Origin of the sequence: Pantoea sp. ICBG 1758 (assembly GCF_002928325.1) — a bacterium.
Lineage (GTDB): Bacteria > Pseudomonadota > Gammaproteobacteria > Enterobacterales > Enterobacteriaceae > Pantoea > Pantoea eucrina.
Window position 1 is genome coordinate 761,824 of the sequence record NZ_POWL01000001.1, and the last position, 25,777, is coordinate 787,600.

Genomic DNA, 25,777 nt, shown 5'->3' on the forward strand with positions numbered 1-25,777 from the left:
AACGGTACGCCGGAAACCTGGCAAGGGAAAAAAACAGAAAATCGGGACGACTGACCAGCATCTGTGCGAAGCGTCGCTTTTTTCAGCATTGCGGGCCAGATAAACGCCCGCTCAGCCACTTAGCGCGCCGCCCGCGCCAGAATAACCTCTGCAGGCAGACGCTGCATACGGCGAATACGCCAGATCATCATCGCGGCGGCAGAGGTCAGGCCCACAATAAACCCGCACCAGAATCCGGCCGGACCCAGCGCCGGAACAATCCAGTCAGTCAGCGCCAGGATATAGCCTGCCGGCAGTCCCAATACCCAGTAAGCGATCAGCGTAATGAAAAAGATCGAGCGGGTATCTTTATAACCGCGCAGGATCCCGCTGCCGATAACCTGAATCGAATCGGAGAACTGATAGATCGCAGCCAGCAGCATCAGCTGGGCAGCCAGCGTAATGACCGCAGGGTTCGCCGTATAGAGCGCGGCGATATCGTGACGGAACGTGACGGTAAACAGGGCAGTGCAGGCCGCCATGGCGATGCCCACGCCCTGACCGGTCCAGGCGGCGGTGCGTGCACCTTCCGCCGAGCCTTCACCCAGCCGGTAACCCACGCGAATCGTGGTGGCTACCCCCAGCGACAGTGGCAGGACAAACATCAGTGAGCTGAAGTTGAGCGCGATCTGGTGTCCTGCGACATTCACAATGCCCAGTGGTGAAACCAGCAGCGCCACTACGGCAAACAGCGTAACTTCAAAGAACAGCGCCAGCGCTACCGGTAACCCCAGCGAAAAGAGCCGCGTGAGAATAGCGCGCGAGGGCGCTGACCAGCGTGAGGCCATGCGAATATCGCGCATCGCCGGCATACGCCGGAGCCAGAAGCGCATAACCAGAAACATCACCCAGTAGACGGAGGCGGTTGCCACGCCGCACCCCACGCCGCCGAGACGCGGCATACCAAAGTGGCCATAAATGAAGATGTAGTTCAGCGGAATGTTGGTCAGCAGTCCGAGAAAGCCCAGCAGCATGGCGGGTTTGGTTTTAGCCAGACCGTCGCACTGGTTACGCGCCACCTGGAAAAAAAGATAGCCTGGTGCGCCCCAGAGCAGCGCATGCAGGTAACCTTCCGCTTTAATGGCCAGATCGGCGTCAATGTCATGCATTGCGCGGATAAGATAGCCCGCATTCCATAACACAACCATAATGACAAGCGAAACGGCCAGTGCCAGCCAGTACCCCTGGCGCACCTGCTCGGCAATGCGTTCACGTCGTCCGGACCCGTTGAGTTGCGCAACGGCTGGCGTCAGTGCCAGTAGCAGACCGTGACCAAAAAGAATGGCGGGAAGCCAGATAGAGGTGCCAACAGCAACGGCGGCCATATCCGTGGCGCTTACCGCACCGGCCATAACGGTATCTACAAATCCCATCGCAGTCTGGGCTACCTGAGCGAGGATCACCGGGATTGCGAGGGTCAGCAGCTGACGCGCTTCTGTTAAATACTTCTGCACGTATCACCTGTTTGATTAAGAGAAAGAGAGACTATTCCCGGCGAATGCGCGCTCAATGCAGCCAGAGCCCGCACGCGGAACAAATAATGATAACAAATTTATTTGCCTTTTATGCAACCATTGCGCATGCGCAAATTAAGTTGTGCTGGCAGGCTGTGATAAGCTAAGACAAACGCGTGGAGAGGATAGTTATGTTTACGGGTATTGTGCAGGGCGTGGCGGAAATTGTCGCCATTGAAGAGAAAGAGCTGTTTCGCACTCATACTGTACGTCTTGATGCAGCCCTGCTGCCAGGGCTGGAGCTGGGGGCGTCTGTAGCGCACAACGGCTGCTGCCTGACCGTAACGGCCATCGAAGAGGATCGGGTCAGCTTTGACCTGATTAAAGAGACGCTGCGCATTACCAATCTGGGTGCGCTGCAGGTGGGTGACAGAGTCAATATTGAGCGTGCGGCTAAATTCAGCGATGAAATTGGCGGACACCTGATGTCGGGTCATATTATGACCACCGCTGAAATCTGCAAAATTATTCAGTCGGAAAATAACCGCGAAGTCTGGTTCAGACTGCAGGATGCAGAACAGATAAAATATATTCTGCGCAAAGGCTATATCGGTATTGATGGCATCAGCCTGACGGTCGGCGATGTGACCAAAACCAAATTCTGCGTCCACCTGATCCCGGAAACGCTGGAGCGCACCACGCTGGGAAGCAAAAAGCTGGGGCATAAGGTCAATATCGAAATCGATCCGCAAACGCAGGCGATTGTGGATACCGTTGAGCGCGTTATGGCGCAGCGTGAAGCCGCCCTGATTGCCGCAGCAACAGCGCCGGCCGGACCGGCAGAATAAACTTCAGTAAAGGCGCGCAGCGCGCCTTTTTAACCTAGCGCGCAACGCGCAGCCCGCCTTCATAGCCGCGACTGAACATCACCTGCCACAGCTGAATATCCCGGGCGCGAAAGGCACCAGCACACGCATTGAGATAGTAGCTGAACATACGCTTAAAACGCTCATCATAGCGGGCAGAGAGCTGCGGCCACGCCGCCAAAAAACGCGTATGCCACGCCATAAGCGTGGTGTCATAATCGGTCCCGAAGTTGTGCCAGTCTTCCATAATAAAATAAGGCTCGCTGGCGTCCGCTATCTGTCGCACAGAGGGCAGGCAGCCGTTCGGGAAAATATATTTATCGATCCACGGATCTACCCGCATATCGGTTCTTACCGCCCCGATGGTGTGCAGCAGAAAGAGGCCGCCGGGTTTCAGGTTGCGGTTAACCACCCTGAAGTAGGTCGCATAATTTTTCGGGCCAACGTGCTCAAACATCCCGACGGAAACGATGCGGTCAAACTGCTGCTCAAGGTCGCGATAATCCTGCAGCAGTATCGTGACGTCCAGTCCGGCGCAGCGCTGCTGTGCCATCTTTTGCTGCTCCTGGGAGATAGTGACGCCATATACGCTGACACCGTAGCGGCGGGCAGCAAACTCCGCCAGCCCGCCCCAGCCGCAGCCGATATCCAGCAGAGACATGCCGGGTTCAAGCTGCAGTTTGCGGCAGATCAGATCCAGCTTGGCTTCCTGCGCCGCTTCCAGCGTTTGCGCATGAGGCCAGTAGCCGCAGGAGTACTGCATAAACGGGTCCAGCATCAGGCTGAACAGGTCATTACCCAAATCGTAGTGCGCTCTGCCGACCTGCCAGGCGCGTTTTTTTGATTGCAGATTGGTCAGCCGGGCAGCGGCGATACGCAGCGTATCCTTAAAGTGGTGCGGCAGCTGATGATCGAGATGATGTCTGAGCGCGCGATGAAAAAACATATCCAGTCGTTCACACGTCCACCACCCATCCATGTAACTTTCGCCCAGACCCAGTGAGCCTTCCTGCATCACGCGCTTAAAAAAGTCAGCATGATGAACCTGAATATCCCACGGTCGTGAACCATTAACGCGAATATCTGCCTGTTCAAGTAACTCCCGGGCAATACGAAACCACGGATTCTCTTCGGGAGTGACTGCTTCTGCACATGATGAACTCATAGCTTCTCCATCACCTTGTAAATATGACCTGGGAAACAGAAGGATCTGCATCAGGTCTGTGAAAGAACGCAGGGTGGTGCCGTGCGCAGCTAAACCACATTAACAGAGGTATGAATAGTCCGGACTCACGCAATGCGCAGCGGCCTGGCCGCACGCAGATGCTGTCCCGGAAAGACCGGGAGCGCTGTTATTGTTATGAATGTCAGAAGAGATAGCGACCCGCGGCGCGAATGCGGGCGGATCGCTCTCTGGCAAAATAGCACCAGACCGGCTTATGCGTTGTCTTCGCAGGGATGGGCGATATCGGCTGATTTAGCTGTTGCGCGCTGCCAGACGAAGCCCATCCAGGCGAGCACCACCGTACTTACCATTACCAGCGTAGTGTGATAAAGCGCCTGCTGCAAACCAGCCGAGACAATCAGGCTGGCAAGGAAGCATAAGCCAAGCTGCAGCAGATTCTGTAAACCTGCAGCTTTACCGCTGGCGTGCGGGAACGGCGCCAGCGCGCTGGCAACCACAATCGGATAGATAGCGCCGTTTGCCAGCGCCATACCGCAGAAAGGCAGCAGCAGGCCAAAAAGCGACGGCGCGGGAAGCAGCGCAACGGCAAAGAGGCTCATAATGCTCAGACTGTAAATCAGCAGCAGCCAGGGCAGCAGCTGCGCGCCCTGAAAGCGATTAAGCAGCGCACGACAGCCAAAACCGCCAATAAGGAAGGCAATCGTCTGCGGCACATAGCTGAGCCCGATATCGGCCGGGGTTAAGCCCGCGGCCGCCAGAATAAAGGGTGAACCCGTCAGCCAGGCAAAGAAGCTGGCAGAGCAGGCGGAGTAAATCAGCACGTTGCCGCTGTAGGCGCGGGTAGCGAGCAGCGTCAGCCAGCCCGGCTGATCGCCGCGCGCCGCCTGAGAGATACGCGGCGAGCGAAGTCTGAGGGTACCTGCCAGCAGCACCAGGGTAATCAGCGTCAGCACCAGGAAAATAGTGCGCCAGTGAAAATGACTCATCAGCCAGGCACCCAGCAGCGGAGCCAGAGCAGGAGAGAGCGCCACCAGCGGCATGATAGTGGCAAACACTTTATTGGCCTGCGCTTTAGGGTAGCGATCGATAACCAGCGCCTGCCAGCTCACGGCGGCGGCACAGACGCCCACAGCCTGAATAAAGCGCAGCGCCAGCATCAGCCAGACGTTGTCGGCCCATAGCATGGCCAGACAGCTCAGGGCAAAGATTGAGAGGCCCGCCAGTAAAACCGGTTTGCGGCCAATGCGGTCAGAGAGAAGTCCCCAGCCCACCTGCGCACAGGCAAAGCCCGCCAGAAACAGGCTCAGGCTGGCGCTGATAACACCCGGAGCGGTGGCAAAATCACGCTGCATGTCGCTGAATGCGGGCAGATACATATCCGTGGCGAGAAAGCCGAGCATGCTCAGCAGCGCCAGATAGGGCAGAAATCCTTTAGATGACATCACTATTTTTCTCATTCGGCAGGGAAACGCGAAGGAGTGTAAAAGGGTGCAGTCAGCTTTGTGAAACGCTAATATTTGCAGAGTGCTGTTAAATTTTTTGAAGGCAAAAATATGTGGTCTGAATATGCACTTGAGGTGGCGGATGCCGTCGCCCGCACCGGCAGTTTCAGCGCGGCAGCGCAGGAGCTGCACCGCGTGCCTTCTGCTATCAGCTATACCATCAGGCAGCTGGAGAGCTGGCTTGCCGTGGAGCTGTTTGAACGCCAGCATCGGGAGGTGGTCCTGACGCCGGCCGGCGAGCATTTTGTGCGAGAAGGCCGCTCTGTTATCAAAAAAATGCTGGCAACGCGACGCCAGTGTCAGCAGCTGGCCAACGGCTGGCGCGGCCAGCTCACTATTGCCGTTGATTGTATCGTCAAGCCGCAGCGCACGCGCCAGCTGGTGAAAGATTTCTATCGCCACTTTCCCGATATGGAGCTGATCATCAGCTATGAAGTGTTTAACGGCGTATGGGATGCGCTGGCCGATGGCCGGGTTGACGTAGCCATCGGCGCCACGCAGGCGATCCCGGTTGGCGGACGCTTTGCTTTTCAGGATATGGGCGCCCTTAACTGGCGCTGCGTGGTCAGTCCGGATCATCCACTGGCGCAGAGCGCGCATCCTGACGAAGAGGCGCTGCGCGCCTGGCCGTCGCTGGTGCTGGAAGATACGTCGCGCGCGCTGCCGCGCCGCATGACCTGGACGCTGGATAATCAGCGCCGGCTGGTGGTGCCGGAGTGGGAAACCGGAATCGACTGCCTGCAGGCTGGCCTGTGCGTGGGGATGATCCCGGGACATCTGGCGCGGCCGCTACTGGATAGCGGCGCGCTGGTGGAGCTGATATTACCGCAGCCCTTTCCGGAGAGTCCCTGCTGCGTCAGCTGGGCCGAGCAGCGGGCGTCGGCGGCGCTGACCTGGCTGCTGGAATACCTGGGGGATGCTGAGACGCTAAACCATGAGTGGCTCAGCGAGCGCCGCGCTTAGCGGCGATAGTCGCGAAACGGACCATCCCCGACGGAGCGACGCTCAATCAGACTGGGCTGAACTTCAATTGTTTGCGGCTCTTCACGTTTACTGGTAATGCGGTCCAGCAGCATCTCCAGCGCTTTCTCACCCAGCTGAGCTTTGGGCTGATGCACCGTCGTCAGCGCCGGCGTAAAGTAGCGGGCGTTGCGCACATTATCATAGCCGATCACCGAAATATCCTGCGGTACGCGCAGGCCCATCTCATCAGCAGCGCAGATGGCGCCCATTGCCATAATATCGCCGCCGCAGAACACAGCGGTAGGCCGCTGCTTCTGGCTCAGGATCTGCTGCATCGCCTGATAACCCGACTCCGGCTCAAAATCGCCCTGTACGATCCACTCCGCACGCACCGCGATCCCCGCTTCCTGCATCGCCTGCAGGAAGCCGGCGTGCCGTCCGCCGCCGGTATTGCGCTCCAGCTGGCCCGGAATAGCGCCAATATCGCGATGACCCCGCTCGATCAGGTAACGGCCGGCCAGATAGCCGCCCTGAAAGGCGTTATCCTGCACGGTATCGGTAAAATCACCGCGGGAAGCGCCCCAGTCCATGACCACCATCGGAATATTGCGATTCTCTTCCAGCATCTGAAGCAGATCGTCCGGATACTCAGAGCACATCACCAGCAGGCCATCTACCCGCTTTTGCGCCATCATCGACAGATAGGCGCGCTGTTTTTGCAGGTCATTGTGCGCATTGCCCAGAATCAGCGTATAGCCCTGAGCGAAGCAGTGGTTTTCAATCGCTTCAATGATTTCAGCAAAGTAGGGGGCTTCGCTGGATGTCGCCAGCAGACCCAATGTTTTCGTGTGATTAACCTTCAGGCTGCGCGCCACGGCGCTGGGAGAGTAGTGCAGCGCTTTAATCGCCTCCCACACGGCATTACGCGTCTCTTCAGCGACAAAGCGCGTTTTATTGATGACGTGCGAAACCGTGGTCGTTGATACGCCAGCGCGTTTTGCCACATCTTTAATTGTTGCCATGAAAATGGACCTCTTAAACCTATCGCAACTTTATGATAAGTATAGTGTTAAACGTTTGCGTCTGCGCAGGGTTTTCTGCCCGGTTTCAGCATAAAAATGGCTGATTTAAGGCGAGTAATTAACCGTAACAGATAATGACAGCAGCGTGCGCAAAAGGTGTTGCGCAACGAAAGGCGGCGATTCTAGCAAGGTGAGGGGCATAAAACGAGATTTTTACCTGAGGTCAGGCGAAAATATTTAGATTACGGCAGCCGGTATGTGTTCAGGCCAAAACGCGCGCGGCGTGTTGCGCAACCGCTAACGAATGGTTTTAGGTGTCATCATGCGGCGTGCGCCAACATAGTGCTTCTGCCAGTAATCTTCACCCAGCGCGCTGATCTGAATATCCTTGCCGGTACGCGGCGACTGAATAAATTTGCCGTTACCCAGATAAACGCCAACATGATCGGCTGTACCGCGATTATTGATGCGGAAAAACACCAGATCCCCTTTCTCCAGCATTTCGCGCTTGATGGGAGCGGCATCGCGCAGATGATACATTTCGTTGGCCGTGCGCGGCAGTTTGAAACGGACCAGATCTTTGTAGGCGTACCAGACCAGGCCACTGCAATCGAATCCGGTAAGCGGAGAGGTGCCACCCCACTGATAAGGTTTGCCCAGCTGGCCCATAAGTTTAGTCATGGCGGTTTCACGCGCCTTCTGGTAGCGCAGACGGTGGGATTTGCTGAGCCTGATACCGGTCAGCGCATCGGTACTCTCTTCCGCGGCCGCTATTTTCCGGCTGGTACGCTGATGACCATATTTTTTGCTGGCGGAGAGGGCGGGCGCTTTTTTACGGGCGGTACGGGAAGTCGCAGGCGGTTCTGCGTGCAGGCTTTTTTTCGATTTAACTTTTTGTACGGGCGTGACGCGTGTTTTTTTAGCCGAGGTTTTAACCGGACGTCGTTTGCGGCGCTCATCGTCGCGCGCACTCTTTTTCTCCGCTTTCTGCAGGCTGGCGTTAACCGGCTTGTGCGGTGAAGCAGCGGCCACGTTAAAAAACAGCTGAGCAAAAGCCAGTATGAAAAGCGTAATCAGTAAACGCATAGTCCGGTTACAGGTTCGGCAGGCTGCAGAAGCAGACCGCGGCAATATTAGAAAATTCTGATCAGCGATCAGCGCCGGATTGATTCTAATCCACTTTTTTTACAAAAGGTAAGGTCTTTTTTATTAAATCCATCAACACAAGGGCTGTGCAGCAAAAATGAGCGGTTTCAGGCGGTTAACGCAGCATATTTATTGCTAATCGTGTATTAATACACACTTCGTCATACGCCCGTGGCGGCAAACTTAACAAACATGGCGATTCATGCCGCAGCGAGGCAAATTCCCGATTTCAGTCGCGGGATGAAGTCGCTACAATAAACAAACACGAAGTGAAGAATTAAGGAAGGCAAAAATGAGTACTGTTGAAAAAATTCAGCGCCAGATCGCAGAAAACCCGATCCTGCTGTATATGAAAGGATCGCCAAAACTGCCAAGCTGCGGCTTCTCAGCTCAGGCTGTTCAGGCGCTCTCTGCCTGTGGCGAACGCTTCGCGTATGTTGATATCCTGCAGAATCCTGATATCCGTGCTGAACTGCCAAAATACGCTAACTGGCCAACCTTCCCGCAGCTGTGGGTGGATGGGGAGCTGGTCGGCGGCTGCGACATCATCGTTGAGATGTTCCAGCGCGGTGAACTTCAGCCGCTGATCAAAGAAACCGCTGAGAAACACAAAGAAGCGGAATAAATTAAAAGGCCGGCGCTGTGCCGGCCTTTTTCATTCTCTTACTCTGCCGCGCTTTCGCCTGACGCTTCGCTCTCTGCCTCAGCGTCATTTAGCGCCAGCGGCCAGCCACCTAAACGTTTCCAGCGGTTTACCAGCTCGCAAAACAGCATTGCCGTCTGCTCTGTATCATAAAGCGCCGAGTGCGCCTGCGTGCTGTCAAAATCGATACCTGCCGCCTTGCACGCTTTTGCCAGCACCGTCTGTCCCAGCACCAGCCCGCTCAGCGCCGCCGTATCAAAGGTGGCAAACGGATGAAAGGGGTTGCGTTTCAGGCTGGCGCGCTCAGCCGCCGCCGTAACGAAGCTGTGATCAAAGTTGGCATTATGCGCCACAATAATCGCCCGGTTGCAGCCGCTCTCTTTAAGCCCTTTGCGCACCTGTTTAAAGATGGCGTGCAGCGCTTCATATTCGCTCACTGCGCCGCGCAGCGGGTTCGCAGGATCGATACCGGTAAACGCCAGCGCTTCAGGATGAAGAAGGGCACCTGCAAAGGGTTCAATGTGAAAATGCTGGGTTTCGTCACGCTGCAGCCAGCCATCCTCATCCATTTTCAGGGTCGTGGCGGCAATCTCCAGCAGCGCATCAGTCTGCGCATTAAAACCGGCGGTTTCGACATCGATAACTACCGGATAAAAGCCGCGAAAGCGTTGGTTAAGGGCGTTCTGGGCGTTCGATTCAGACATCAGGATCTCATAGCAGTGAAAAGGGCAGCGCGCATTATGGCAAAAAAGGCGGGAGGGTGCAGCAGATGAGAAAAACCAGCCCGCAAATTTGCGGGCTGGCGTCAGGCATCAGTTACCAAGGCCATTACCGGCATGCTTGTTTTCAATCAGCTCAATTTTATAGCCATCGGGATCTTCAACAAACGCAATAATCGTGCTGCCACCTTTAACCGGGCCCGCCTCACGGGTTACGTTGCCGCCCGCGCTACGGATGCGCTCGCAGGTTGCGGCGACATCGTCTACGCCCAGCGCGATGTGACCATAGGCGTTCCCAAGGTCATATTTTTCCGTACCCCAGTTATAGGTCAGCTCAATGACCGCACCTTCGCTCTCTTCGGTGTAGCCAACAAATGCCAGAGTATATTTATATTCTGCATTTTCACTCTGACGCAGCACGCGCATACCCAGCACGCGGGTATAGAAGTCAATTGAGCGTTGCAGATCGCCAACGCGTAACATGGTGTGAAGTAAACGCATAACATCCTCTTTTTTAACATGGTCAGATTTTGACGCAGAAACAGTACAAGTATAGCGGGTGACGGGGCTGCCGCATCGTTATGCGGCAGCTGCCGGTTACAGCGTCGGGTAGTCGATGTAACCTTCCGCACCGCCGCCGTAGAAACTCTCCGGGCGCTGCGGGTTAAGCGGAGCATCCTGCTGCAGGCGGGCAACCAGGTCCGGGTTGGCAATAAAGTCGCGGCCAAACGCCACGGCATCAATCAGGCCGCGCGCGATCAAATCATCCGCTTTTTCCACGCTGTAGGCGCCGGCACCGATGATCACACCGGGGAAAGCCGTGCGGACTTTTTCGCGGAACGCATCAGTGTAAGGTTTGCCACCCGCCCAGTCTGGCTCAGAAAGGTGCAGATAGGCCAGGCCGCGTTTGCCCAGTTCACTGATATACCAGAGCGCAGCTTCCTCTTCGTCCGGGCCATTTTCCAGGTTCTGGAACGCCCCGACAGGTGAAACGCGGATCCCGACGCGATCGGCAGACCAGTTGGCGATCGCTGCATCCACAACTTCCAGCGCAAAGCGGCCGCGCTTTTCAATCGAGCCGCCATACTCGTCGTCGCGCTTGTTTGAGTCAGGCGACAGGAACTGGTGCATCAGATAGCCGTGCGCTGAGTGCAGCTCAAGCAGGTCAAAGCCAGCCTCGCGGGCATTGGCTGCAGCCTGGCCGAAATCCTGCACAATCTGTTTAATTTCATCGACGGTCAGTTCGCGCGGCACGGAGGTCTCTTCGCGATACACGCTGCCGTCAGCGGCGCGCAGCGAGGTACGGGTACCGGCTGGCAGGGCAGAAGGCGCAACCGGTGCATTGCCTTCTGGCTGCACGCTGTAATGTGAAATGCGGCCGGTATGCCACAGCTGGACCGCAACGTGGCCCTGAGCAGCGTGAATGCCTTCGTTGATCATCTTCCATGCATCAATCTGCTGCTGCGTATGCAGGCCTGGTGCGCCCGCATAGCCTTTAGCCTGAAAAGAGACCTGCGTCGCTTCAGTAATAATCAGGCCCGCTCCGGCACGCTGCTGGTAGTACTCAGCCATCATCGGCGTGGGAACATCACCCGGCTCAATGCTGCGCAGCCGCGTCAGCGGTGCCATGAATACGCGGTTAGGAACGGTAACTGCACCCACTTTCAGCGGGGAAAATAGCTGTTTGCTCGCCATAGTAATTCCTCTATTAGACCGGTCGTCTATAAACATCTGTTTTAAAAATGCGGGCCGTTAAGCCACTGTTCGATAGTGCTGAGTGCCAGATTAATCGGATCTGGTTCGCGGGAAATTTTGCTCTGCAGACTGGCGCCCAGCCAGAGCAGATAGCAACGCTGCGCAAGCTGCACCGGAGTCTGATTAAATAGCAGCGGCTGTTCAGCCGCTGCCTCGGTCAGGCAGTGTGCGTAAGCGGCAATAATGGCGCTGGCGCCGCGCTGCAGCGCATCGCGCATCGGCTCTGAGAGATCGCATACCTCAGCCGACAGCTTGACGCCCAGGCAGCCCATAATAAGCCCCTGCTCAGCAAACAGCTGCCGGCCTGAACGAAAATGCGCCAGCAGCCGCTGACGTGCAGGCAGGGATGGCAGCGTCAGCTGCTGATTGATCTGCTGCAGATAATTGACGAAATAGCGCTCCAGCAGCGCAACGCCAAACGCCTCTTTAGAGCGGAAATAGTAATAGAAGGACCCTTTCGGCACGGCCGCCAGCGTGAGTACTTCGTTAAGTCCCATTCCGGTAAAGCCGCGCTGCAGACAAACCTGCTCGCCGGTAGCGAGCAGGTGTTCACGGGTTTCATTACGTTGCACACTTTTATTCATGAGCAAAAGCCTAGTAGACCAGTCGGTCTAATGCAAGCGTCAGCTTTTCTGCTGGCACGATTTGATCATATCCAGCTGCGGCTGATAAACCTGCGTCCGGATGTCAAACAGGCCCAGCAGCGTATGAAACAGGTTATCCTGGGAGACCGGTTGCGTTGCGGCCTGCCGCCGCAGACAGCTTTCATCCAGATGAAACGCGCTGGCATAGCCGGGTGAGAACCACATCAGCAGCGGAATATGCGTCTGCTGTGACGGGGCGAGCATCCAGGGCGCGCCGTGCAGGTACATACCGTGTTCGCCCAGCGACTCACCATGATCCGAAAGATAAACCAGCGCCACGTTAAAGCGGTCGCTCAGCGCTTTTAGCTTGTCGATAGTCTGGCTAAGCATGCTGTCGGTATAAAGCAGGGTATTGTCATAGGTGTTGACCAGCGCCTGCGGATCGCAATCCTGAATCTGATTACTGTCGCAGGTGGGTGTAAAACGACGGAACGCAGCCGGATAGCGCAGATAGTAGGCCGGGCCGTGGCTTCCCATCTGATGCAGCACGATCACGCTGTCGTTATGTAAACTGTCAACGTAGTTATCGAAGCGGTGCAGCAGCACGTCATCGAGGCAGAATCCGCTATGGCAGTATTGCGGTAACGACCACTGCGTCATGTCAGTGTGCGGCACGCGGTCGCAGGCGCCTTTACAGCCACCATCATTCTCGCGCCACAATACGCTGACTCCGGCGTGCGCCAGCACATCCAGTACGCCCTCCTGGTGATGTGCCAGGTCAGCATCGTAATGCTCGCGCGGCATCACCGAGAACATGCAGGGTACAGAAACCGCCGTCTCGGTGCCGCAGGAGGTCGCATGCGGATAGTAAATCACCTGCTGCTTCTGCAGCTCCGGATTGGTCTGGCGCGCATAGCCGCCCAGCGAAAAGTTCTCCGCGCGTGCCGTTTCTCCCACAACCAGCACCACCAGGGTTTTTTTAGCTGCCTGCGCGATCAGCGGGCCTTTGCGGGCATCCTGCCCGATTTTAATCAGCGCCTGGCTGCCCTGCAGATAGCGCTTATCGACATAATGGCCAGCACCGCTAATCACATTGGCTGGCGTGATCATTTTTACCAGCCCTTTGTTGTTACGGATCAGCGACGCATAATCTTTGTAGAACAGGGCAGCCATCAGCAGGATCACCAGCAGCGCCCCCAGCGCTCCCGCCAGCCGCTGCAGGATGCTCCACCACCAGCGCTGACTGCGCCTGACGCGCACGAAGGCGATAAGCAGCACCGGCAGCAACCCCATCAGCAGCATCCAGACCAGCCAGCGCGGGCTTACCAGCGCACCCGCCTCCTGTACGCTGGATTCAAAGACGTTGGCCACCATATTGGTGTCGATTACCGTCCCAAAGCTGAACATAAAGTAGCTGGCTGCTGCACTGATCAGTACCAGTACGATCAGCAGTGGCTTGCGAACCCATGGCCAGGCAAACAGGCAAAACAGAAGATAAAATGCGGCCGTCAGCACGACCGGCATGCTGGCAGCAAAAAGGTAGTCGTGCAGACGGGTATAGGTGATGATTTTCCACGCCTGTTGCAGAAACAGCGCGTTCAGAATCAGCGCGAACAGCAGGGCAGCCAGCAGATTAAACCGGTTTTCGTGACACTGTAACTTAATGGCAGGTTTCATTGAGGTTCATTATCAAGTCAGAATGGACGCACAGTAGAGAAGAAATCTGAGGATAACCTTAAACGCACTTCAGATGACGTTATTGTTAAAGTTAAATAACACTTATTGATTAGATCAGAGAGCCGGGCAGGCACGCTTTCTTTTAGCACCGCAGCTTGCAGTTCACGCGGAAACTGTTATCACTATGTTATCCCGTAGCGAATCAGAGGCAGATGTGGCTGAACAACTCGAGTTTTTCCCGGTACCCAGCCCCTGTCGCGGCATCTGTCAGACCGATGCGCGCGGCTATTGTCGCGGCTGCCTGCGAAGTCGTGAAGAGCGTTTTAACTGGATGCGCTTCAGCGATGCGCAGAAGCGTGAAGTGCTAAGGCTGTGCCGGCAGCGCTATCTGCGCCTGCAGCGTCAGCAAAAACCGGATGCGGATCAGGATCCGCAGCAGCCCTCGCTGTTTTAAACGCCGCTTCTGTCCTCATTTCGTTATACTCCCTTTTTTAACATTCAATGCAGGGAGTTTTGTTATGTTACAACCACAGGCTATCTCCCCTCAGGGGCCGGCGTTCTCTCCTCTGGTGGTCGGCTACTGGCGGTTAATGGAGTGGGGGATGACACCACAGCAGCTGGTCTCATTCATTGAGTATCATCTCTCCCTCGGGCTGACCACGGTCGATCATGCGGATATCTACGGTGACTATCAGTGCGAGGCGGCGTTTGGCGCTGCGCTGCGCCTGGCGCCACAGCTGCGCGAACAGCTGCAGATTGTGACTAAGTGCGGCATCGCAACGCGGGCCAAACCTGAGCATCAGATCGGACACTATATCACCGATGCCAGCCACATTCTTCGCAGTGCGGAAAACTCGCTCACGCATTTTGCGACTGACTACCTCGACCTGCTGCTGATCCATCGTCCCGATCCGCTAATGGATGCCGATGAAGTGGCCGAAGCGTTTATGCAGCTGCACCAGAGCGGTAAAGTGCGTCATTTTGGCGTCTCAAATTTTACCCCGGCGCAGTTTTCGCTGCTGCAGTCGCGCCTGCCGTTTACGCTGGTGACCAACCAGCTGGAGATCTCGCCGCTGGAGCAGACCGCGCTGCTGGATGGCACGCTCGATCAGTGTCAGCAGGCGCGGATGCGTCCTATGGCGTGGTCCTGCCTCGGCGGCGGCCGTCTGTTCAGCGATCCACACTACCAGCCGCTGCGCGACGAGCTGAGCCAGGTTCAGCGGGAGATCGGTGCGGCCACGATTGAGCAGGTGGTCTATGCCTGGATTATGATGCTGCCATCCCGGCCACTGCCGATCATCGGCTCCGGTAAAACCGGCCGCATCGGTCAGGCGGCAGAGGCGGCTGCGCTGACGCTTAATCGCCAGCAGTGGTTCCGTATCCGTAAAGCCGCGCTCGGCTACGATGTGCCCTGAAGCGTAAAGCTTCGTCAAACTGCAGCAGCGCGGGCAAAAAGCGTCCAGACTTATCGGGTCTATCAACCGTAAGGAGACGTTATGAAAAGAACGCTTATTGCTCTTATTACGCTGGCCTGTTCGGCCGGTGCCAGCGCTGCTTCTCAGGAGGTCACGCTGCATCAGGTTTCCGCCCAGGGCGTCGGCGAGGCCGTGGGTAAAGTGACCATTACGGAAACGGACTACGGTTTGCAATTTACCCCGGCGTTATCCGGTATGAAACCGGGCATCCATGGTTTCCATGTGCATGCTAAAGGCAGCTGTGAACCTGGCGAGTCGCAGGGGAAAACCGTGGCAGCCGGCGCTGCAGGTGGCCATCTTGATCCGCAGAACAGCGGCAAACATCTCGGTCCTTATGCCGACGGGCACCTCGGCGATCTGCCGGCCCTCTATGTTACAGATGACGGCAAAGCCAGCTATCCGGTGGTTGCGCCGCGTCTGAAATCGCTCAGTGATATTAAAGGTAAGGCGCTGATGGTTCACGTGGGCGGTGATAACCATGCCGATCATCCTGAACCGCTGGGAGGCGGAGGGGCGCGTCTTGCCTGTGGCGTAATCTGATCAACCGCGGGTAGCGCAGCAAGGGCTGCCCGCTGCAATAAAATTCTGACACCGTTTAATGCTACTCAGGACGATTATTCCGCTCTATCATAGCGATACAGTCAGGGAACCACTCAGGGGCAGGAATGAAAAGCTTAGGGATAGTGCTGCTGGCACTGTTACTTGCAGGGTGCGATCGGCCCAGGGATACGCAGCTGCGTCTCGACGCCAGCCGTCAGCTGCAGCGCAATATAGATACCAGTCCGCTGCGCGCCAGCTGCGAGCATATCGCCCGCGGCCGGGAGTGGCTGACGCCGCACAGCGTGCAGCAGCTGGAAAAGCACCATTGCCAGAACGTGCTGCGTAGCGCCAGCGAAACCAATTTCCTCAATACGGCGATCTATACGCAGACTATCCCGGTGGTCTGCGGCTCAATTCAGGGGCGCAGCTTTACCGGAACCACGCTGACCCGCCGCTTTATCTACTCTTATGATGAAAAAGCGCTGGTGATCAGGCCGGAGAGCGAACAGGATAAAAGCCGGTTTGAAGATCGTAAAACGCTGGCGCAGCTGCAAACCGATTTTCAGAATCAGTGGGCAAAATATTGCCGGTAATTACTCCGGCAGCGCCTGCTGCAGCTGAGCCAGCGCACAGCGAAGCTGCCATAACATGCCTGCCAGCGTATTCGCTTCACCGCTGACCTCTGAACCGGGCCGGGATATCTGTTTATCAAGCGCCTGCAGCGTCTGCTCCAGGGCGCGATGCTGCACGCCGCGCCGGCTCATGATCGGGTGCAGATCCTGAATACTCTGGTCGCGCAGCTGCGCCAGCGCGCTATCCGCAGGCTGCCACTGGCGCAGCTGCCAGACAATATGCGAGCAGTTCAGCAGAACAACGCCCCAGCGCAGCAGCCAGAGACGGGCCTGCGCATCGCGGCTCTGCGTCAGCTGGCCGATATGGTGATAGATATGTGATTCAAAACGATATTCGCTCAGGCGTGGTCGTCTGCGCAGCTGGTCGAGAAAAGCGTAACGAATAGCGTGGATATAACGGCGGCTGCGGCGCATATCAGAACCCGGCCGCAGCAGCTGAAAGGCCATCCACGCCAGCAACACGCCGCACACCTTTGCCAGGTTGTCATTAATAAAACGCTGAAAATCCCACTCAGGCGGATTGGTGACGGCGATAAACGATCCCATGAACACAATGAACTGCCCCCACAGCGCCGCCCGTTTTTTCTGCTGTAACCTGAAGAGCTGCAGCGTCAGCAGTAGCGGAAAAAGCACGGCTAAAAACCCGCCCAGCGCATTGATCTGCACCATCAATCCATACTGAAACAGAAAACTGAACAGCGACAGCCAGAGCAGAGTACGCAGCAGCAGCAGAACGCTGCCGCCGGGCGAAGGGGCTGAGGCGTAAAGTACGCTGGCGATAGCCGTCAGCGTCAGCGCTGCGGCACCCGATTCCCAGCGGGTAACAATCCAGAAAGCACAGCCCAGCATAATAACGGTAAACGTGCGCAGGGCGCTCCAGGCCGCCTCAACGCTGTCAGCTTCACGCGACAGTGCCGGAACGCGCGGTGGCTGAAAACGGACGCCGGTTTCGGGGTGCTGCAGCAGACGGATCCAGCGCTGCACGTCCAGCCAGAGGCGGCAGAAGGTATGCAGACGCGTGACAAAAGCGCGCTGACGAAAATCACCGCTGTCAGGCGGCGTCACGCGGCTCAGGATGCGCGCGATGCAATATTTATCGCACTGCGGCCGGGTAAGCTGCTCCAGCACCTGCGCTAACGCCTCCTGCACGTCGTCCGGTGCATCGGGCCAGTTGAGCAGCATACGGCGCAGGCCTGAGAGCATGCTGGTCAGCCGCAGCTGCTGGTGGAGCACATAGTTCAGCACGCTATTCTGCCGGCGGTAGCGGTAATGGCTCCAGAATGCCTGAATGCGCAGCAGATTCATGGTCAGAATTTCACTGATAACCTGCTCATGAGCAAGATGGGCTGTTTCGCCGCGCTCCTGCAGCAGCAAACGTGCGTGCTGCAGCAGACGCTGATGCATCTGCTGCAGCGAGCGCATCAGATGGCTGCCATCTGAGGTAGCGGGCAGCAGCATCAGCATTATGCCCGCACAGAGAATACCGGTGATGACTTCACAGACGCGCGCCTGGGTAATCGTCCAGAGCTCAGCCGTGTCGCTGACGTTAACGCTGCTGAACGCGATGATAGCGGCGGTGTAGCCAGCGAGGGAAAAAGCGTAAGCGACATTGTTTTGATAATGGCTGGCGATCCAGGTGCAGAGCGCCAGCCAGCTGGCCATAAAAAAAGCAAACAGCCATGGCTCATTTAGCGTGTGACCGGCAATCAGCAGCGCGGCGAGCGCGCCGGTAAGGCTGCCGGCGATCCGCCCCAGGCTTTTACTGATTGCACCCCCCAGTCCGGGAAAGCTCACGACCGCCGCCGACGTCATCGCCCAGTAGGGCTCATCCAGCTGCAGCAGATACGCCATAGTCAGGGCCAGGCACATCGCCAGGCTAATGCGCAGGGCGCTCCGCCATTCACCGCGTGTGGCTCTGATCCAGGGCAGGTTATGCCACGCCAGCCAGTGCAGTTTCATGCTCGCCTCAGTGCGCAACAGAGATGGTACAGGTGGTGCCCGCAACCAGCCGGACATTAGCGGGCAGCTGCGTCAGCCGGATACGTACCGGTACCCGCTGCGCCAGCCGCACCCAGGGAACATTGGGTTTGATATCCGGCACCAGGCCGCTGTCGGTCGCTACGCTCTGGTCGTAGATAGCGCTGCCGATGCTTTCTACTTCTCCCTGCAGCCGGGTGCCATCGCTATAGAGCGCAATTCGCGCTGCGGCACCGCGCTGGATATGGCGCAGTTTAGTCTCTTCAAAATAGCCCACGACATACCATGAATGACTGTCAACCAGTGCAAACAGCGGTGTTCCCGCCGTCGCATAGTTGCCAGGACGCAGCGTCAGATTGGTTATCCAGCCATCGGTGGGAGCCGTCAGTGTGGTCTGCTGCAGATTCCAGCGCGCCTGATCCAGCGTCGCCTGCGCCGCTTTCTCCGTAGCGGCAGCCGCTTCAGCGGTTAGCTGAGCGATATCCCGATCTTCTGCTGAAATAACATTACGCGGCAGTTCTGCCCGCCGCCGCGCTTCATGCTGCGCTTTTGCCAGATCGCTCTGTGCTTTCGCCAGCTGTGCTTCAGCGCTCGCTACCGCGATTTGCCACGGTTTTGCATCAAGCTCAAGCAGCACGTCGCCTTTGTGTACGCGCTGATTGTCCCGCACTCGCAGCTGAGTAATGCGGCCGGAGATCTCAGGCGTCACATCAACCAGTTCAGCGCGCACTTTGCCGTCGCGTGTCCAGGGCGCCTGCATGTAGGTATTCCACATCCACCAGGCGGCCAGCAGCGCCAGCGCAAAAACAATCAGGGTCGAGAAATATTTCAGGGGATTAAAGGTCATGGTCGGTTATCCATATTGCACCAGCCACAGCGCGGCTGACACGCAAAGCACAAACAGTGAGAGATCCAGCAGAGTGGGGTGCCAGATATCACCGGCATAGAGCCGGTCGCGCAGCAGAGGATGGATCAGCAGCCAGAAAAAAAAGCCGAGCAGCACGGCCTTAAACAGCGGCGGAAACAGCAGTGAGGCACCAAAGACCAGATCGGTCAGGGGCGCTGCTGCAGGAAAATCAGGGGTGGGCATGTGTCATCATCCTTTGTTGACTCAGGCAATGTCATGATAAGCGTAGCGATATCCACTACGTCTGGCCTGCTATTTGTATTTTGTCCTGTAAACTCGCAAAATAGTGTAAAATCTGGCTTGATAGCTAGCAAGCTAATTATAAGGAGATGAAATGGATACGCCACTTGGAACCGACCTGTCGCGCCTGGTGCGCATCTGGCGCGCGTTAATCGATCAGCGCCTGAAGCCGCTGGAGCTGACACAAACGCACTGGGTGACTTTGCATAATATTCATCAACTTCCGCCAGAACAGTCGCAGATCCAGCTGGCTAAAGCGATCGGTATTGAGCAGCCTTCGCTGGTGCGCACGCTGGATCAGCTGGAAGAGAAGGGACTGATCACCCGCTCTACCTGCGCAAACGATCGGCGGGCGAAACGCATCAGGCTGACCAAAGAAGCCGCACCGATTATCGGGCAGGTAGAGCACGTTATTGATGCAACCCGCGACGATATCCTGGCTGGCATCAGCGCCGAGGAGATCAATCAGATGGTCACGCTGATTGCGCGGCTTGAGAAAAATATTCTCGAATTACAGCATCGCGAAAAATAAAAAACCGACGCCAGGCGTCGGTTTTTTTGCGCGTCAGAGTTAGCGCGGAGAGACTGTGACCTGGCTGCCGTTAGAGGCCAGTACCACGCGCTGGCCTGGTGAGTAGCGGCTCGCATCCTGCTTCTGCACGACCATGATGGTATTACCATCGTCTTTGCGGATTTCCAGCTCAACGCCGTTAGATTTGTTAACGGCACCCTGTACGCCCTGGCCCGCAACGCCGCCCAGCACCGCACCGCCCGCCGTCGCCAGGCTGCGACCTGCACCACCACCGATGGTGTTACCCAGGAAACCACCCAGCACCGCACCGCCAATTGCACCAATGACATTGCTGTCATCGCCACCCTGAATCTTAACCGGGCGCACTGACACCAGCGTGCCGTATGACACATTTTGGACCTGCTTGGCTTCACTGGCGCTGTAAACATCGCCTGAGAGGGTGTCATTGCTGACACAGCCTGCCAGCGTTACACCAGCGAGGGCCACGGCTATGAAACGCTTAATCATCAGAAAGCTCCTTTATAAAAAACGCCATGTTCTCATCCTGCTCTGCACAGAGTATAAGACAGAAAGCGACGCATGGATGCCATGCCGCACAATCAGTACCAGAGTCGCAGCATAGAGTATGCCTCATCAACAAAAATTCAATCCGCCGGTAAAAATATTTCTGCTCTGCTGCACTGCGCATGGCAGAGTGAAAAGCAGAAAGTTATCATCATATTAGAAAGGCGGCATCAGCAGAGTGCCGGCGCCGGCGCCCGCCGGATAACGAGGAGCTATCGTGATAAAGTCAGGACGCTATATAGGAGTGATGTCAGGCACCAGTCTGGATGGCGTGGACGTGGTGCTGGCGGCGATCGACCGTCACATGGTGGCGCAGCAGGCGAGCTACTGTCACCCGTTTCCGCCCGCACTGCGGCAGCGGGTACTGGCTATATGCCAGGGACAGCCGCTGACGCTGTCGCAGCTCGGGCAGCTGGACACCGAGCTGGGTAAGCTGTTTGCTGAAGCGGTGGTCACCCTGATGCGTCAGCAGGCGCTGGAAGCCGATGACATTGTGGCTATCGGCTGCCACGGTCAGACCGTCTGGCATGAACCCGGCAGCATCGCCCCTAATACGCTGCAGATTGGCGATAATAACCAGATTGCCGCCGCCACCGGCGTGACCGTAGTCGGCGATTTTCGCCGGCGCGATATGGCGCTGGGCGGGCAGGGTGCGCCGCTGGTGCCTGCGTTTCATCAGGCGCTGCTCATGGACAGCAGTGAACGCCGCATGGTGCTGAATATTGGCGGCATCGCTAACCTGTCGCTGCTGATCCCGGGGCAGCCGGTGCGGGGCTTTGATACCGGACCCGGCAATATGCTGATTGATGCCTGGATCTGGCGTCATCAGGGGGTAAGCTACGATCATAACGGGACCTGGGCCGCCAGCGGGCAGGTGGTACCCGCGCTGCTGGAGCAGATGCTGAACGATCCCTGGTTTGCGCTGCCGCCGCCGAAAAGCACCGGGCGTGAGTACTTTAATCCTGACTGGATAGAGCGTCAGCTACAGGCTTTTCCTGCGCTGGCACCGGAGGATGTGCAGGCTACGCTAAGCGAACTGACGGCGCTGACAATTGCACAGCAGATCCAGCTCAGTAACGGCTGTGACCGTCTGCTGGTGTGCGGCGGAGGTGGCCGCAATCCGCTGCTCATGGGGCGGCTCGCGGCGCATCTTCCCGGCACCGAGGTGACCACTACCGATGCCGCGGGCGTCAGCGGCGATGATATGGAAGCGCTGGCCTTTGCCTGGCTGGCGTTCCGGACCCTCTCTGGCCTGCCAGGCAATCTGCCTGCGGTCACCGGGGCGCGTGAAATGAGCGTGCTGGGTGCTATCTATCCGGCAAATAGCCGGCCGACACGATAAGGAGAAGTAATGAAGAGATATATGCTGGCAGCGGGCTGCCTGGCACTGAGCGGCTGCGGTATGCTGCAGAAGCCGGCCCCGCAGCCCGAAACGCTGCACTACCAGTGCGGCACGCTGCCGCTGACGGTCACGCTGGATAACAGCAAAGAAGAGGTCAGCTTTATTCTTGATGGCAAGCCGCTGACGCTGAAACAGACCGTCTCCGCGTCGGGCGCGCGCTACAGTGACGACCACTACGTTTTCTGGTCGAAAGGCAACAGCGCTTTTGTTGAGCGCAATGACAGAATCATTATCAACGACTGCGAACTGCAGGACGCGGCGAACACCAACCGGTCTTAATACGATTAAGAGAGACGCTATGAGCGACAGCGACAGCCTGCAACAGATTGCCCATCTGCGCCGGGAATATACCCGCGGCGGCTTGCGGCGCAAAGATTTGCCGGACGATCCTCTGGTCCTGTTTGAACAGTGGCTGCAGCAGGCGTGTGCCGCGCAGCTGCCCGATCCCACCGCCATGACGGTGGCGACGGTAGACAGCAGCGGTCAGCCTTATCAGCGCATTGTGCTGCTCAAGCACTACGATGCTGCAGGCTTTGTCTTTTATACCAACCTTGGCAGCCGTAAAGCGCTGCAGCTGGCAGAAAACCCGCGCATCTCGCTGCATCTCCCGTGGCACTTTCTGGAGCGTCAGGTGATGGTGCTGGGCGAGGCGGAGAAGCTCTCGCCGCTGGAGGTCATAAAATATTTCCATAGCCGCCCCCGCGACAGCCAGATTGGTGCCTGGGTTTCTAAACAGTCGAGCCGTATCTCTGCGCGCAGCGTACTGGAGAGCAAGTTTCTGGAACTTACGCAGAAATTTCAGCAGGGCGACGTCCCGCTGCCCTCGTTCTGGGGCGGATACCGCGTGCGGTTTTCTGCCATTGAGTTCTGGCAGGGCGGCGAACACCGGCTGCACGATCGTTTTCTCTATCAGCGCAGTGAGAATGGCTGGACGATTGACCGGTTAGCACCGTAAAACCCGCTTTTCCCCGTTTCAGCGCTGGCGCCGTGAGCGTCAGCGCTTTATGCTATAGCCCTCTTTTTTTTCGTCTCCGCATCGTAGCGGAAAGCTGTGTACCAGCCCAGGTGCAGCCCGATCAATTTGGAGTCAGTGATGACCAGCAGTAACCTGATACAACAATTGCAGGAACGTGGCCTTGTGGCCCAGGTAACGGATGAAGAAGCGTTAGCAGAGCGACTGGCGCAAGGGCCAATTGCCCTCTATTGCGGCTTTGACCCTACCGCTGACAGCTTGCATTTGGGCCATCTGGTGCCGCTGCTCTGCCTGAAGCGTTTTCAGGATGCCGGCCACAAGCCGGTTGCGCTGGTGGGTGGAGCCACCGGTCTGATTGGCGATCCCAGCTTTAAAGCCGCGGAACGTAAACTCAATACCAGTGAAACCGTAGGCGAGTGGGTAGAGAAGATCCGCAACCAGGTTGCCCCGTTCCTTAGCTTTGACTGCGGCGATAACAGCGCTATCGCGGCTAACAACTACGACTGGTTTGGTGGCATGAACGTGCTGACTTTCCTGCGCGATATCGGCAAGCACTTCTCTGTTAATCAGATGATCAACCGGGAAGCGGTTAAACAGCGTCTGAATCGTGAGGATCAGGGGATCTCCTACACGGAGTTCTCTTACAACCTGCTGCAGGGCTACGATTTTGCCGAGCTTTACAAGCGTTATGGCGTGGTGCTGCAGATTGGTGGCTCCGATCAGTGGGGAAATATCACCTCCGGTATCGACCTGACCCGTCGTCTGCATCAGCAGCAGGCCTTTGGCCTGACCGTGCCGCTTATTACAAAATCAGATGGCACCAAGTTCGGTAAAACAGAAGGCGGCGCGGTCTGGCTGGATGCGAAAAAAACCAGTCCTTACAAGTTTTACCAGTTCTGGATCAACACCGCTGACGCAGATGTCTACCGCTTCCTGAAGTTCTTTACCTTTATGAGCCTGGATGAGATTAACGCGCTCGAAGAAGAGGACAAAAACAGCGGCAAAGCGCCACGCGCCCAGTACGTGCTGGCCGAGCAGGTTACGCGCCTGGTGCACGGTGATGCAGGACTGGCTGCGGCCAGAAGGATCACCGAGAGCCTGTTCTCAGGCAGCCTGAGCGACATGACCGAAGCAGACTTTGAGCAGCTGGCACAGGACGGCATGCCGGTTATCACGCTCAGCGCGGAAGACGATCTGCAGCAGGCGCTGGTTGCCGCAGAGCTGGTGCCGTCGCGCGGCCAGGCCCGGACGATGATCGGCTCTAATGCGGTCTCTGTGAACGGAGAAAAACAGGCGGATGCCGAGTATCGTTTCAGCGACAGCGACAAGCTGTTTGGCCGCTTTACGCTGCTGCGTCGCGGCAAAAAACACTACTGCCTGATAAACTGGCAGTAAGGTGTCAGGGCCGGTTTCCGGCCCTTTTTCATGGCAAGGCAGTACAGGGTTATAATGAAAAATATTCTCGCAATTCAGTCTCACGTGGTGTTTGGCCACGCCGGTAATAGCGCGGCAGAGTTCCCGATGCGCCGCATGGGCGCAAACGTTTGGCCGCTCAATACCGTTCAGTTTTCTAATCACACGCAGTATGGTCACTGGACCGGTACGGTGATGCCGGCCAGCCATCTGACCGATATCGTCAAAGGTATCGCCGCCATCGATCGCCTTAAAACCTGTGATGCCGTACTCAGCGGTTACCTGGGTTCAGCCGAACAGGGCGAGCAGATTCTGGCGATTGTGCGTGAAGTCAAAGCCGCCAACCCGGACGCCTGGTTTTTCTGCGATCCGGTGATGGGGCATCCTGAGAAAGGCTGTATTGTGGCACCGGGCGTAGCGGAGTTTCACTGCAAACAGGCGCTGCCCGCCAGCGATCTGATTGCACCTAACCTGCTTGAACTGGAGATGCTGAGCGGACAGACGGTGGCTGACGTTGAGCAGGCGGTGGATGCGGCGCGTCTGCTGATTGCGCAGGGACCGAAAGTGGTGCTGGTTAAACATCTGGCCCGTGCCGGCCGGCGCAGCGACCGCTTTGAGATGCTGCTGGTTACCGCTGATGAGTGCTGGCATATCAGCCGTCCGCTGGTGGACTTTGGCGTGCGTCAGCCGGTAGGCGTAGGCGATCTGACCAGCGGTCTGCTGCTGGTGGATCTGCTGCACGGCAAATCGCTGCAGCAGGCGCTGGAGCATGTTACTGCAGCGGTATATGAAGTGATGCTGAAAACCCATGAAATGGGAGAGTATGAGCTGCAGCTGGTCGCGGCACAGGACGCTATCGCGCAGCCGCAGCAGCATTTCGCGGCAGAAAAACTCTGACTGCACGGCAGGCCGGTTTCAGCGCCGGCCTGTCGCACTGTTTACGCCAGCCCCTCTGCCTGCAGCGCCGCCTGAACCGCCGGACGCTCACCCACGCGGGCAAACCACGCGTCCAGCGCCGGCATCTCATCCAGCTGCAGCTTCACCGCTTTCGCCCAGCGCGTCACCACATACAGATAGATATCGGCTACGGTATAGCGCGTGCCCAGCAGCCACTGCTTGTCTTCCAGCGCCGCATTGACCAGCTGAAACTTCTTCTCCAGCTGGGCACGCAGCTGCGGTTTGTACGCGTCTGGCGTATCGGGGCGGAACAGCGGCGAAAACCCTTTATGCAGCTCGCTGCTGATAAAGCTCAGCCACTCCAGCGTATGGTAGCGCGTCAGGCTGCCGGTCGGAGCCAGCAGATGGTAATCAGGTTTGAGATCCGCCAGATACTGCACAATCGCCACGCCTTCAGTCAGTATCGTCCCGTCATCAAACTGCAGCGCCGGAACCTGACCTTTAGGGTTAATCTGCCAGTAATCCTCACCCTGTTCCGTCAGTTTCTTCTGCAGATCAACATTAACCTGCGTAAAGTCGAGGCCGCATTCGCGGGCGACGATATGGGGGGAGAGGGAACAGGCGCCGGGCTTGCAATAGAGTTTCATTGTTGCATCTCCTCAACAAATG

At 57.1% G+C, this 25,777-nt stretch carries 28 protein-coding genes; 13 read left to right on the forward strand and 15 right to left on the reverse strand.

Features of this window, described 5'->3' with window-relative positions:
• Positions 1–119: 119 nt before the first annotated feature.
• A complete protein-coding gene (locus C1Y41_RS03720; protein ID WP_104084801.1) occupies positions 120–1,493 on the reverse strand; it encodes an MATE family efflux transporter in 1,374 nt (457 codons plus the stop codon).
• A gap of 191 nt (positions 1,494–1,684) precedes the next feature.
• Between C1Y41_RS03720 and C1Y41_RS03725 the strand changes: the two genes are divergently transcribed.
• Positions 1,685–2,341 (forward strand): riboflavin synthase, encoded by a 657-nt coding sequence (locus tag C1Y41_RS03725; protein ID WP_039384122.1) that lies wholly within the window; start codon positions 1,685–1,687, stop codon positions 2,339–2,341.
• A gap of 34 nt (positions 2,342–2,375) precedes the next feature.
• Here the strand turns inward: C1Y41_RS03725 and cfa are convergent, their stop codons facing one another.
• Both cfa and punC read right to left on the reverse strand, forming a co-directional pair.
• On the reverse strand, positions 2,376–3,524 hold the full coding sequence (gene cfa, locus C1Y41_RS03730; protein WP_071668774.1) for a cyclopropane fatty acyl phospholipid synthase: 1,149 nt from the start codon (positions 3,522–3,524) through the stop codon (positions 2,376–2,378).
• A 272-nt stretch (positions 3,525–3,796) separates the two neighbouring features.
• Positions 3,797–4,990 carry a purine nucleoside transporter PunC gene (gene punC / locus C1Y41_RS03735; protein ID WP_039384127.1) on the reverse strand — a complete coding sequence of 398 codons (1,194 nt, stop codon included), beginning with the start codon at positions 4,988–4,990 and terminating at the stop codon, positions 3,797–3,799.
• 108 nt (positions 4,991–5,098) lie between these two features.
• Between punC and punR the strand changes: the two genes are divergently transcribed.
• Complete coding sequence (gene punR / locus C1Y41_RS03740; RefSeq protein WP_104085333.1) at positions 5,099–6,010, forward strand: DNA-binding transcriptional activator PunR; 912 nt, start codon at positions 5,099–5,101, stop codon at positions 6,008–6,010.
• Here punR and purR read toward each other — a convergent pair.
• Positions 6,007–7,032 carry an HTH-type transcriptional repressor PurR gene (purR, locus tag C1Y41_RS03745; RefSeq protein ID WP_039384130.1) on the reverse strand — a complete coding sequence of 342 codons (1,026 nt, stop codon included), beginning with the start codon at positions 7,030–7,032 and terminating at the stop codon, positions 6,007–6,009. The genes punR and purR overlap by 4 nt on opposite strands.
• Positions 7,033–7,329: 297 nt before the next feature.
• Entirely contained in the window at positions 7,330–8,118 is a 789-nt protein-coding gene (locus C1Y41_RS03750; protein ID WP_039384133.1) for a C40 family peptidase, read from the reverse strand.
• 352 nt (positions 8,119–8,470) lie between these two features.
• Between C1Y41_RS03750 and C1Y41_RS03755 the strand changes: the two genes are divergently transcribed.
• Entirely contained in the window at positions 8,471–8,803 is a 333-nt protein-coding gene (locus tag C1Y41_RS03755) for a Grx4 family monothiol glutaredoxin (RefSeq protein ID WP_021506217.1), read from the forward strand.
• Positions 8,804–8,841: 38 nt separating this feature from the next.
• Here C1Y41_RS03755 and rnt read toward each other — a convergent pair whose 3' ends face one another.
• From rnt to eptA, 5 genes are all read right to left on the reverse strand, one after another.
• The gene (rnt, locus tag C1Y41_RS03760) at positions 8,842–9,525 is read right to left on the reverse strand and encodes a ribonuclease T (RefSeq protein ID WP_039384135.1); all 684 of its coding nucleotides are present in this window, start codon (positions 9,523–9,525) and stop codon (positions 8,842–8,844) included.
• A gap of 108 nt (positions 9,526–9,633) precedes the next feature.
• The gene (gloA, locus tag C1Y41_RS03765; RefSeq protein WP_039384137.1) at positions 9,634–10,041 is read right to left on the reverse strand and encodes a lactoylglutathione lyase; all 408 of its coding nucleotides are present in this window, start codon (positions 10,039–10,041) and stop codon (positions 9,634–9,636) included.
• Positions 10,042–10,137: 96 nt separating this feature from the next.
• Positions 10,138–11,235 (reverse strand): alkene reductase, encoded by a 1,098-nt coding sequence (locus C1Y41_RS03770; protein WP_039384139.1) that lies wholly within the window; start codon positions 11,233–11,235, stop codon positions 10,138–10,140.
• 41 nt (positions 11,236–11,276) lie between these two features.
• The gene (locus tag C1Y41_RS03775) at positions 11,277–11,879 is read right to left on the reverse strand and encodes a TetR/AcrR family transcriptional regulator (protein WP_039384141.1); all 603 of its coding nucleotides are present in this window, start codon (positions 11,877–11,879) and stop codon (positions 11,277–11,279) included.
• A gap of 39 nt (positions 11,880–11,918) precedes the next feature.
• Positions 11,919–13,556: a phosphoethanolamine transferase EptA gene (eptA, locus tag C1Y41_RS03780; RefSeq protein WP_104084802.1), complete on the reverse strand. Its 1,638-nt coding sequence runs from the start codon at positions 13,554–13,556 to the stop codon at positions 11,919–11,921.
• Between the two features lie 184 nt (positions 13,557–13,740).
• Here eptA and C1Y41_RS03785 point away from each other — a divergent pair, with 184 nt between their 5' ends.
• From C1Y41_RS03785 to C1Y41_RS03800, 4 genes are all read left to right on the forward strand, one after another.
• Positions 13,741–14,010 carry a DUF1289 domain-containing protein gene (locus C1Y41_RS03785; protein WP_199181671.1) on the forward strand — a complete coding sequence of 90 codons (270 nt, stop codon included), beginning with the start codon at positions 13,741–13,743 and terminating at the stop codon, positions 14,008–14,010.
• A 64-nt stretch (positions 14,011–14,074) separates the two neighbouring features.
• Complete coding sequence (locus tag C1Y41_RS03790) at positions 14,075–14,971, forward strand: aldo/keto reductase family oxidoreductase (protein WP_039384145.1); 897 nt, start codon at positions 14,075–14,077, stop codon at positions 14,969–14,971.
• Between the two features lie 81 nt (positions 14,972–15,052).
• Positions 15,053–15,571, forward strand: a complete 519-nt coding sequence (sodC, locus tag C1Y41_RS03795; RefSeq protein ID WP_094111264.1) for a superoxide dismutase family protein — start codon at positions 15,053–15,055, stop codon at positions 15,569–15,571.
• A gap of 125 nt (positions 15,572–15,696) precedes the next feature.
• Positions 15,697–16,164 (forward strand): hypothetical protein, encoded by a 468-nt coding sequence (locus C1Y41_RS03800; RefSeq protein WP_039384148.1) that lies wholly within the window; start codon positions 15,697–15,699, stop codon positions 16,162–16,164.
• On the opposite strand, the gene C1Y41_RS03805 is transcribed toward C1Y41_RS03800, so the two are convergent.
• From C1Y41_RS03805 to C1Y41_RS03815, 3 genes are read right to left on the reverse strand one after another with little or no spacing between them, the layout of a single operon-like run.
• Positions 16,165–18,162 (reverse strand): FUSC family protein, encoded by a 1,998-nt coding sequence (locus C1Y41_RS03805; RefSeq protein WP_071668776.1) that lies wholly within the window; start codon positions 18,160–18,162, stop codon positions 16,165–16,167.
• Positions 18,163–18,169: 7 nt separating this feature from the next.
• The gene (locus tag C1Y41_RS03810) at positions 18,170–19,027 is read right to left on the reverse strand and encodes an HlyD family secretion protein (protein ID WP_104084803.1); all 858 of its coding nucleotides are present in this window, start codon (positions 19,025–19,027) and stop codon (positions 18,170–18,172) included.
• 6 nt (positions 19,028–19,033) lie between these two features.
• On the reverse strand, positions 19,034–19,270 hold the full coding sequence (locus C1Y41_RS03815) for a DUF1656 domain-containing protein (protein ID WP_039384154.1): 237 nt from the start codon (positions 19,268–19,270) through the stop codon (positions 19,034–19,036).
• 151 nt (positions 19,271–19,421) lie between these two features.
• Between C1Y41_RS03815 and slyA the strand changes: the two genes are divergently transcribed.
• On the forward strand, positions 19,422–19,859 hold the full coding sequence (slyA, locus tag C1Y41_RS03820; protein WP_039384157.1) for a transcriptional regulator SlyA: 438 nt from the start codon (positions 19,422–19,424) through the stop codon (positions 19,857–19,859).
• 39 nt (positions 19,860–19,898) lie between these two features.
• Here the strand turns inward: slyA and slyB are convergent, their stop codons facing one another.
• Complete coding sequence (gene slyB / locus C1Y41_RS03825; RefSeq protein WP_039384159.1) at positions 19,899–20,366, reverse strand: outer membrane lipoprotein SlyB; 468 nt, start codon at positions 20,364–20,366, stop codon at positions 19,899–19,901.
• 277 nt (positions 20,367–20,643) lie between these two features.
• Here slyB and anmK point away from each other — a divergent pair, with 277 nt between their 5' ends.
• The 5 genes from anmK (at position 20,644) to pdxY (ending at position 25,108) form a co-directional block, all read left to right on the forward strand.
• Positions 20,644–21,765 carry an anhydro-N-acetylmuramic acid kinase gene (gene anmK / locus C1Y41_RS03830; RefSeq protein ID WP_104085334.1) on the forward strand — a complete coding sequence of 374 codons (1,122 nt, stop codon included), beginning with the start codon at positions 20,644–20,646 and terminating at the stop codon, positions 21,763–21,765.
• Positions 21,766–21,774: 9 nt separating this feature from the next.
• Positions 21,775–22,104, forward strand: a complete 330-nt coding sequence (locus C1Y41_RS03835) for an MliC family protein (RefSeq protein ID WP_039384161.1) — start codon at positions 21,775–21,777, stop codon at positions 22,102–22,104.
• Positions 22,105–22,123: 19 nt separating this feature from the next.
• Entirely contained in the window at positions 22,124–22,780 is a 657-nt protein-coding gene (gene pdxH, locus C1Y41_RS03840) for a pyridoxamine 5'-phosphate oxidase (protein WP_071668777.1), read from the forward strand.
• Positions 22,781–22,918: 138 nt separating this feature from the next.
• Positions 22,919–24,193, forward strand: a complete 1,275-nt coding sequence (gene tyrS / locus C1Y41_RS03845; RefSeq protein ID WP_039384166.1) for a tyrosine--tRNA ligase — start codon at positions 22,919–22,921, stop codon at positions 24,191–24,193.
• Between the two features lie 54 nt (positions 24,194–24,247).
• Positions 24,248–25,108: a pyridoxal kinase PdxY gene (gene pdxY / locus C1Y41_RS03850; protein ID WP_039384169.1), complete on the forward strand. Its 861-nt coding sequence runs from the start codon at positions 24,248–24,250 to the stop codon at positions 25,106–25,108.
• A 41-nt stretch (positions 25,109–25,149) separates the two neighbouring features.
• Here pdxY and gstA read toward each other — a convergent pair whose 3' ends face one another.
• Positions 25,150–25,755 (reverse strand): glutathione transferase GstA, encoded by a 606-nt coding sequence (gstA, locus tag C1Y41_RS03855; RefSeq protein ID WP_039384173.1) that lies wholly within the window; start codon positions 25,753–25,755, stop codon positions 25,150–25,152.
• Positions 25,756–25,777 lie beyond the last annotated feature (22 nt).